This window comes from Pararhizobium sp. DWP1-1-3, assembly GCF_049896125.1.
Taxonomy (GTDB): Bacteria; Pseudomonadota; Alphaproteobacteria; order Rhizobiales; family Rhizobiaceae; genus Pararhizobium.
The window spans coordinates 26,202-35,080 of the sequence record NZ_JAFCTR010000027.1 but is presented as its reverse complement, the minus strand read 5'-3'; the positions used below and the strand labels follow the sequence as shown (position 1 = coordinate 35,080).

The 8,879-nt window shown below is 60.4% G+C and carries 7 protein-coding genes and 1 tRNA gene; 5 read left to right on the top strand and 3 right to left on the bottom strand.

The window, feature by feature from the left end:
* Positions 1-382 precede the first annotated feature (382 nt).
* The 5 genes from ACP7BS_RS28765 (at position 383) to ACP7BS_RS28745 (ending at position 6,560) form a co-directional block, all read left to right on the top strand.
* The gene (locus ACP7BS_RS28765) at positions 383-2,392 is read left to right on the top strand and encodes a methyl-accepting chemotaxis protein (protein WP_426229381.1); all 2,010 of its coding nucleotides are present in this window, start codon (positions 383-385) and stop codon (positions 2,390-2,392) included.
* Between the two features lie 144 nt (positions 2,393-2,536).
* Positions 2,537-3,355: a TVP38/TMEM64 family protein gene (locus tag ACP7BS_RS28760; protein WP_426240826.1), complete on the top strand. Its 819-nt coding sequence runs from the start codon at positions 2,537-2,539 to the stop codon at positions 3,353-3,355.
* 4 nt (positions 3,356-3,359) lie between these two features.
* Entirely contained in the window at positions 3,360-4,784 is a 1,425-nt protein-coding gene (locus tag ACP7BS_RS28755) for a dihydrolipoyl dehydrogenase family protein (RefSeq protein ID WP_426240829.1), read from the top strand.
* A gap of 19 nt (positions 4,785-4,803) precedes the next feature.
* Entirely contained in the window at positions 4,804-6,285 is a 1,482-nt protein-coding gene (locus ACP7BS_RS28750; protein ID WP_426240825.1) for a sensor histidine kinase, read from the top strand.
* Between the two features lie 198 nt (positions 6,286-6,483).
* Positions 6,484-6,560 (top strand) — tRNA-Arg (locus tag ACP7BS_RS28745).
* An 87-nt stretch (positions 6,561-6,647) separates the two neighbouring features.
* On the opposite strand, the gene ACP7BS_RS28740 is transcribed toward ACP7BS_RS28745, so the two are convergent.
* The 3 genes from ACP7BS_RS28740 to ACP7BS_RS28730 form a co-directional block, all read right to left on the bottom strand.
* Positions 6,648-7,334, bottom strand: a complete 687-nt coding sequence (locus ACP7BS_RS28740) for a hypothetical protein (protein ID WP_426240824.1) — start codon at positions 7,332-7,334, stop codon at positions 6,648-6,650.
* 105 nt (positions 7,335-7,439) lie between these two features.
* Positions 7,440-7,682: a hypothetical protein gene (locus ACP7BS_RS28735; RefSeq protein WP_426240823.1), complete on the bottom strand. Its 243-nt coding sequence runs from the start codon at positions 7,680-7,682 to the stop codon at positions 7,440-7,442.
* Positions 7,683-7,854: 172 nt separating this feature from the next.
* Entirely contained in the window at positions 7,855-8,841 is a 987-nt protein-coding gene (locus ACP7BS_RS28730; protein WP_426240822.1) for an aldo/keto reductase, read from the bottom strand.
* Positions 8,842-8,879 lie beyond the last annotated feature (38 nt).

Here is an 8,879-nt window from a genome sequence, read left to right as displayed (position 1 = left end):
GGTTCGAAGCCATAAAGACAAGCGAAGCATCAAACTGAGACGAAACAAAGCCGGACGAAACCCTCAATACATGGCCGATATCATCGCCGCTTGACCGTTAACTTGGATTCACGGCCGTGGCTGAAAAGCTGGGGTTGAGGCAATTTTCCCGCTTTTAAAGCGTCGGCCGCACCGCTATGCGCGGATTGTAGTTTTCAACTTAAGATTGAAATTTAGCACATAATAATGTATTTGACTAAACAAAGCCCTAAGAGGAGACCAGTAGAATTGTTAAGTCTTATATGAGGCTTCGTTAACCATCCCATCCTAGTGTCGATCTGGATGCAAGTGCCTGCAAGCTGTGCTTTTTACCGCCTGCTGCCGGTCCCAGGGAGAGACGTACATGAAAATTCGAGGCAAGATCTATCTCATCGTCGGCGTGATGAGCCTGATCGCACTGGCTGTGACCGGCATGGCACTGACCGTCATTACACAATACAATACAAGGCTGGTCCAGTTCGACAACGCCTCGGATCGCGCCTTCAACGGCGAGCATCTGAACCGGCTTGTCACGGCCGTCGTCATGGAAGCGCGTGGGATTTACGCAGCGCCGACGGTAGAAAAATCAAAGCCCTTCGCTGAAGGCTTGGTGAAGAACCTCAACAAGATCGATGCCCTGTTCACGGAATGGAAGCCGCTCGTTCCTGCCGAGGAAATCCCTGCCTTCGAAGCTGTTGTCAAACGCGCAGCCGAATTCCGTACGTTCCGCTCGGAAACAGCCCGCCTTAGCCAGGAAGTCTCGCCGCAGGCTGCCAACGAGCAAGGCAACAACGATCTCAACCGCGCCAACCGCAAGGCCTTCCAGGCCGAGATCGATGCGATCGTCGAGACCGACCGCGCGGCGCTGGATACGATCCAGAACGAGGTCAATGCGATCGAAAGCCGGATGATCCTCATGGTACTTTTGACGGCAGGCTTCGGTCTGGTCATGGGTGCGGGGACGGCTTTCTATATCGGCACCAAGCAGCTCAGCCAGCCGATCCTGCAACTGACGGGCGCGATGAAGCAGCTTGCCGATGGCGACTTGAATGCCAACGTGCCTTTTGCCGGACGCAAGGACGAAATCGGCGAGATGGCCGGTGCCGTCGAGGTGTTCAAGCGCAACGGTCTGGCCGTGCGCGAACTGAACGCCCAGGAAAGCGCGCTGCGTGAAAAGAGTGCCGATCTGCAGTCCAGCATTGCCGTCGTCGTAACGGCAGCAGCTGCCGGTGACTTTACCCAGCGGATCAGCAAGGACTACGGCAATGCCGACCTCAACCGCTTCGCTGCCAGCCTCAACGAGCTTGTCGATGGTGTGAACAGCGGCGTCAACGAGACCCGCCGGGTTATCGCCAGCCTCTCGGGCGGCGACCTGACGCAGAATATGCGCGGCAATTTCCAGGGCGCCTTTGCGGAACTGCAGCAGAACGTCAACGACTCGCTGTCGACCCTGCAGAACACCCTGCGCGAAGTGCGCACCACGACGGACTCGATCAACGGCAACTCGACGGAACTACGCTCGGCCGCCGACGACCTGTCGAAGCGCACCGAACAGCAGGCCGCAGCGCTGGAAGAAACGTCTGCTGCGCTGGAACAGATCACCGCCGCCGTGCGCAACTCCACCGACCGCGCCCAGGAAGCGACCGTCATGGTCACCGAGGCCAAGCAGAGTGCAGCCCAGTCCGGCGAAGTCGTGCGCAAGGCCGTCGATGCCATGGGCCGTATCGAGCAGGCCTCCAGCGAGATCGGCCAGATCACCAACGTGATCGACGAGATCGCCTTCCAGACCAACCTTCTGGCGCTCAACGCCGGTGTCGAAGCAGCACGTGCAGGGGACGCAGGCAAGGGTTTTGCCGTTGTTGCCCAGGAAGTCCGTGAGCTTGCCCAGCGTGCCGCCAGTGCCGCCAAGGACATCAAGGGTCTAATCGCCAAATCCGGTGCGGAAGTGGCAACCGGCGTCAAGCTGGTGCAGGAGACCGGTCAGGTTCTCGGCCAGATCGAGACCCGGGTTTTGAGCATCAACGATCACATCCATTCTATCGCCACGGCCGCCCGCGAACAGTCGACCGGGCTTGGCGAAGTCAGCACCGCCGTCAACCAGATGGACCAGGTGACCCAGCAGAACGCTGCGATGGTGGAAGAAGCCAATGCCGCCACCCACAAACTTTCGGCCGAGGCCGACAGCCTGGCGCGGCTGATCTCGCACTTCAAGCTGGACGACAGCGCGCCGTTACGCGTGGTTGCTGCCCCGGTGCGCGACAATACCCGGCCGGTCGCTTCGCCTGCCCGCAAGATGATGGGCACCGTCGCCCGCGCCTTTGGCGGTGGTTCGGCCAGTGCTGCAGTGTCGAAGGACAATTGGGAAGAATTCTGATCCTTTGAAGAGGAACGGACTTGAACGGCAATCCCGCGGCGATCCAGTATCGCCGCGGGATTTTTGCGTTTCGATCACGGCGACGTTTTTGATCGCGATCATTCGTTATTGGTTCGAGCAGTGCTTTCCTTCTAATGCTGGGCAATGGAACACAACGAGCGCGAGAGGCAGCAGCCGACAGTGGAAGGCCGCCGGGAAACCACAGCATCAGGGGGCGAACCGGCAGGGCAGCCGCTGGTGCTGCGCATTGCGCCGCTTTTCGTGCTGGCAGCAGGCCTTGCCGTTGCCTATGGGCTGGGGTGGCACCGCTACGTGACGCTCGGCTGGCTGGCGGATCAGCGCGAGATGCTGCTGGACATGGTGGCACGCTATCCGCTGCGGGCTGCGTCGCTGTTTTTTGTCGTCTATGCGGCCGTCGTGGCGCTATCGGTTCCGGCGGCTTCGGTGCTGACGATCTTTGCCGGCTTCCTGTTCGGCTGGCTGACCGGCGGGGTCATCGTCGTCATTGCCGCCACTATCGGTTCCTGTCTGTTGTTTGCCGGGGCACGCACGGTATTCGGCGATATTCTCCGGCGGCGGGCCGGGCCGTTTCTCAAGCGGTTTTCGGCCGGCTTCAGCCGCAATGCCTTCAGTTATCTGCTGGTGCTGCGGCTTGCACCGATGTTTCCCTTTTTTATCGTCAATATCGCGCCCGCCTTCTTTGCCGTCAGCCTGCGGACCTTTGCGCTGGCCACCGTGGTCGGCATCATTCCGGGCACATTCGTTTATACATGGCTTGGCTGCGGCTTCGAGGAGGCCATCGGCGATGCGGCCGAACATGGCAGGTCGCTGCAGCTGTCCGATTTCCTGACGCCAAAGCTGACCTTTGCCTTCATGGCGCTCGCCGTCATTGCAGCGTTGCCGCTTCTCGTGCAATTTGCTCGCGAAAAACGGCAGGCGGCGGGTGATCGTGGACAAGACTGACGGCGTGGCAACGGTTCTTTCCCCCGATATCTGCGTCATTGGCGCAGGCTCCGCCGGCCTTTCGGTCGCGGCAGGTGCTGCCGCCTTCGGCGTGCCGGTCGTGCTGATCGAGCGTGAGCGGATGGGCGGCGAGTGCCTGAACACCGGCTGCGTGCCTTCCAAGGCGCTGATCGCCGCAGCAAAGCACGCCCATGCGGTGCGCAAGGCGGCCGAATTCGGGGTGAACGCCGGTGAACCGGTAATCGATTTCGAAAAGGTCCAGGCGCATGTCCGCTCGGTGATCGATGCGATTGCGCCGAACGATTCGGTCGAGCGGTTTACCGCCATGGGGGTGACGGTCATCCGCGCCGATGCCCGGTTTACCGATCCTGACACGGTGGCCGCCGGCGGCGTTGCCATCCGCGCCCGCCGTTTCGTCATTGCCACGGGATCCTCGACGATCATTCCGCCGATCCCCGGGCTTGCCGCTATCGATTATCTCACCAACGAAACCCTGTTCGACCTCAAGAGCCTCCCACAGCATCTCGTCATCATCGGTGCCGGACCTGTCGGATTGGAGATGGCACAGGCGCACCGGCGGCTGGGGGCGAAGGTAACGGTCGTTGACGCGGGCAGGGCGCTGGCCAAGGAGGATCCCGAGTTGTCGGGCATCGTCCTTGACCGGCTGCGCGGCGAGGGTATCGATATGTTCGAACATAGCCGGGTTCTGTCTGTCGAGAAGACGGCAACCGGCCTGCGCCTGCACTGCGAAACGCAGACTGGCTTGGTCACCATCGACGGCAGCGACCTGCTCATTGCGACCGGAAAAAAGGGGAATACGTCCGGGCTGGGTCTTGAGGACGCGGGTATTGCCGTGACGGCAACCGGCATCGCTGTCGATGGCAGTCTGCGCACGCTAAACCGCCGGGTCTACGCGATCGGCGATGCGGCAGGCGGGCTGCAATTCACCCATGCGGCCAATTATCATGCTTCGCTGGTGCTGCGCGAAATCCTGTTCCGGCTGCCTTCACGGGAAAACCGTGGCATCGTTCCGCGTGCCACCTTTACCGATCCGGAGATCGCCTCCGTCGGCCTTGGGGAAGGGGAGGCGCGTGCCCGCTATGGCAAGGTCGAGGTGCTTCGCTGGCCCTATGCAGACAACGATCGTGCGCAAGCGGAACGCAGCACGGCAGGCCTGATCAAGATCATCACCGGCCGGCGTGGAAAAATTCTCGGGGTTGGCATTGCCGGGGCCGGAGCGGCCGAGATGATCAGCATGTGGTCCGTCATCATTTCCAACGGCCAGGGCCTGTCGCATGTGCGCAACGCCATCGTGCCCTATCCAACCATGACGGAGATTGGAAAACGCGCCGTCATCGCCTATTATACGCCCCTGACACGCACGCCGTTCGTCCGGGCCATCATCCGTTTGCTCAGACGTTTCGGCTGAGACGATGGAATTCTATGACATGACGGCAGAACCGACAGAAACCACGGCCCTCCAAAGGCAGCCGGTCCGCGCTGGTTTTTTTCGCGGCCTGTCCGGCAAGCTTCTGTTTTTGACCGTCATCTTCGTCATGCTGGCCGAAGTGCTGATCTTCGTGCCGTCCGTTGCCAACATGCGCATCCGCTGGATGGAGGACAGGCTGAACACGGCCGCCGCCGCCGGCGTGGTGGTCGATGGCCTGCAGGACGTGCAGCTGTCGCGGCCGCTGCAGGAAGAAACCCTGATGGCGACCGGGACCAAGGCCATCGTTCTCAGGCGCAAGGACGAATCGCGGCTGATCGCGGCGGTGGACATGCCGCCGGAAATCGACGCGCAGTATGACGTCGCCGCGATGACCCCCGTCTCCGCCATCTGCGATGCCTTCGACACGCTGCTGTTTGGCGGTGACAAGATCATTCGCATCTATGGTCCGATCGGCGAGAGCGACGCGATCATCGAAGTGGTGATGGCGGATGCGAGCCTGCGCAAGGCGATGCTGGTCTATTCGCGCAATGTCTTCTTCCTGTCGCTGGCCATTTCGCTGTTTACGGCCGCGCTGATCTTCCTTGCCATCAATCGGCTGATGATCGCGCCGATCCGCCGGATGACCACCAATATGCAGGAATTCGCCGCCGAGCCGTCCGATCCCGCCCGCGTGCTGGAACCGGCACCCGGCCGGGACGAACTCTCCATCGCCGGACAGCATCTGTCGGCCATGCAGCAACAGCTGCAGAAGACGCTGAAGCAGCAGAAGAACCTGGCCGATCTCGGGCTTGCCGTGTCCAAGATCAATCACGACATGCGCAACATCCTGGCATCGGCGCAGCTGATCTCCGACCGCCTTGCCGATGTCGATGATCCGATCGTCAAGCGCTTCGCCCCGACGCTGCTGCGCACCATCGACCGCGCCGTCGGTTATACCACCGAGGTGCTGTCCTATGGCCGGACGACCGAGCCGGAACCGCATCGGCGGTTCGTCGAGCTTCGGCCGCTGGTCAGCGACGTCGGCGAAATGCTGGCGATCGACCCGAATGCCGGGATCGAATTCCAGATCCAGATCCCCGACGGGCTGCAGGTCGATGCCGATAGCGAGCAGCTGTTCCGCGTCGTCCACAATATCTGCCGCAACGCGGTCCAGGCACTGATGAACGACCATGCCGATAGCGGGGCCGCCCGCCTGATCAGCGTTTCGGCGATGCGAACCGGCAGCGTCGTCAGTATCTCCGTTGATGATACCGGCCCCGGCATGCCGCCCAAGGCGCGCGAGAACCTGTTTGCGGCCTTCAGGGGCTCCGCCCGTTCCGGCGGCACGGGTCTCGGTCTTGCCATCGCCCGCGAACTGGTGCTCGCCCATGGCGGCACCATCGCGCTGGTGGAAAAACCGACGCCGGGCACGCTGTTCAGAATCGAATTGCCCGACCGTCCCGTCCCGCTTGATGCTTTCCGCTCGAAGGCCAGGCGCTGACCGCAGATTTTTTAAATTACGCGCCGAAGCGCGTGAAACGGTGCTGTGAAAAGGCTTGCGGCTGAAATCCATCCACAGTTTCAAGGATATAAGCGGGCAGTTTCATCAAAAAACAAATTTTCTGCCGAAATTCGCTTGCATTCCCCTGTTGGACGTTTTAGAGGATCGCCACGCAAGCGGTTAACGCCGCAGCAGGAAGCACCCGTAGCTCAGCTGGATAGAGCATCAGACTACGAATCTGAGGGTCGGACGTTCGAATCGTTCCGGGTGCACCATTTCTTTCAAAGACTTAGCGGTAAGATAAGAAGGTTTTCGCCCACGGGCGACACGCCGCCGTAGCTTGTCGCCACGCCAGCGCGACCTTACTTGGTCGCCTCTAGCTCGGAGTCGTTCGCCTCGATCCAACCTTCGAGCTCGTCCATGAGAGCGGGCCACACGTCGTTGTATTCATGATGAAATGTGCTCATGCACAGTTCCATCGCCCCAAGGTGCCGGTCGCCGTACAGTTCCATCCAGCGGTTCGAGAAATGTGTTTCATATTCGTCATGATCGATTTTTGAATAACCGACCACCATGCCTTCATAATTTGGGTGAGCACTTTCAGATAGAGCAGCATAGAGCTTTTCGATCCCGGGATAACGCCTGTCGCATTTTTGAAGAATCGTCACGATATTGATGGAGCGATGCTTCGTTGAACCGTCTCGCGATCCGAGCAACAGTACCGAGGTCTTCTCTCCGAAGGCATGGAAGTTCAACTTGCCGTCGAGCACCTGCTGCATGAGCTGGTTGAGGTAAATTAGCGTGGATAAAGACTCGAACGCGCTCCGCAGTAGGATTTGTGCGCCGAGGCCATGCCCTTGCTGATGCAGCGCGTAGGATTGCGTCAATAAATCATGCAGCCGCCAGAACACCGCCTCGCGCAGCATCCAGACTCGTAAGTTTGCCTTCCACTTGTACACAACGGGATTGCGAGACAGCAGGCCACCAACGGGGATGCTTGACAAGAGCGCGCCCCTCCAGTTGGCAAGGGTTTGGTCGACAAAGTTCATGTTCCAAATTACCACAGGTGATGTATTCAACGTTTGACAGAGCCTTCGGTAGCGCTCCTACCAGCGCGTTCCTGTCGCCACGCCAGCGCGCCCGATCAATCCGGACTATTTCTTATTTCGCAAGGCTTCGATGAGGGTGCGGGTTTTTCCGGTGGCGTAGACGATGTCTTCGCGATCGAGATGCACAGTGATCTCGACGTCTTTCCAGCCTGCACCGTTTTCGCGGGCAAAGATCGTGGCTGCTTCCAGTGACGGGAAGACCGAAGCCGTACTTCCGGCAATCATGAACTGCACCGTGCACTCCGCGTCCGAATAGTTGGTGAGCGCTTTGATGGGATCGAAAGCCATGGTCTTCTCCGGCAATTGGGTCATTGTTCGACCGGCGACGAAACGCCCCGGCCTCGTCGCTATAGCTGGAAAAAACTGTTTCGTCTCGCATGCGGTCGTTCATGTGCAATGCAGCGATCGCGCGACGAACCCGGTATAGCCGCGCAGGGAGAACCGGCGCGGCCTATGTCTTTTACCATTTCTGGTGAACGTGAACCTTGATCAGGCGCTCGTAGACATCGGCAAGGGCTGCCAGCGTTTCGGCAGGGATCGCGGGCAGGTCGCTGGCGGCGGCATTGGCCTTGGCCTGTGCCTCGTTGCGGGCGCCTGGGATGACGACGGAGACGGCCGGGCTCTGGAGGATCCAGGCCAGCGCGAACTGCGCCATTGATGCGCCTTGTGGCACCAGCGGCCGCACCTGCTCGACGGCCTCGAGCGCCACGTCCAGCGGCACGCCGGCAAAGGTCTCGCCGACATCGAAGAATTCGCCGTTGCGGTTGAACTTGCGATGGTCGTCATCGGCAAATTTGGTATCGGCGGTGATCTTGCCGGAGAGCAGGCCGGACGCCAGCGGCACGCGGACGATGATACCGACATTCTTCTTTTGCGCCTGCTCGAAGAACAGGCCATGCGGGCGCTGGCGGAAAATGTTGTAGATGATCTGGATGGTCGCGACGCCCGGATATTCGATCGCCTTCAGGGCTTCCTCGACATTCGATACCGAGACGCCGTAGTTGCGGATCTTGCCCTTGACGGTGAGATCGTCCAGCGCGCCGAACATTTCCGGCCGGTAGAACACTTCGGTCGGCGGGCAATGAAGCTGCACGAGGTCGAGCGTCTCGACGCCGAGATTGGCCAGGCTCCGGTCGATGAAGGCTTCGATATTGGCAGCGGTATAGCCATCGGCCACATGCGGGTTCAGCCGGCGGCCGGCCTTGGTGGCAACGAAGGGTTTTTCGCCGCCACGTTCCTTGAGCACTGCCGCAATGATCTTTTCCGAACGGCCGTCGCCATAGACATCGGCGGTATCGACAAAGGTGACGCCGGCATCGAGTGCGGCATTCAGCGCACGCTTGCCGTCTTCTTCGGAAACATCGCCCCAGGCGCCGCCGATCTGCCAGGCGCCGAAGCCGATTTCGGAAATGGTCGCGCCGGTGCGCCCCAAAATTCTGTTTTTCATGGTTTCATCCTCGCCGGACGGAGCACGCCGCCCCGTCA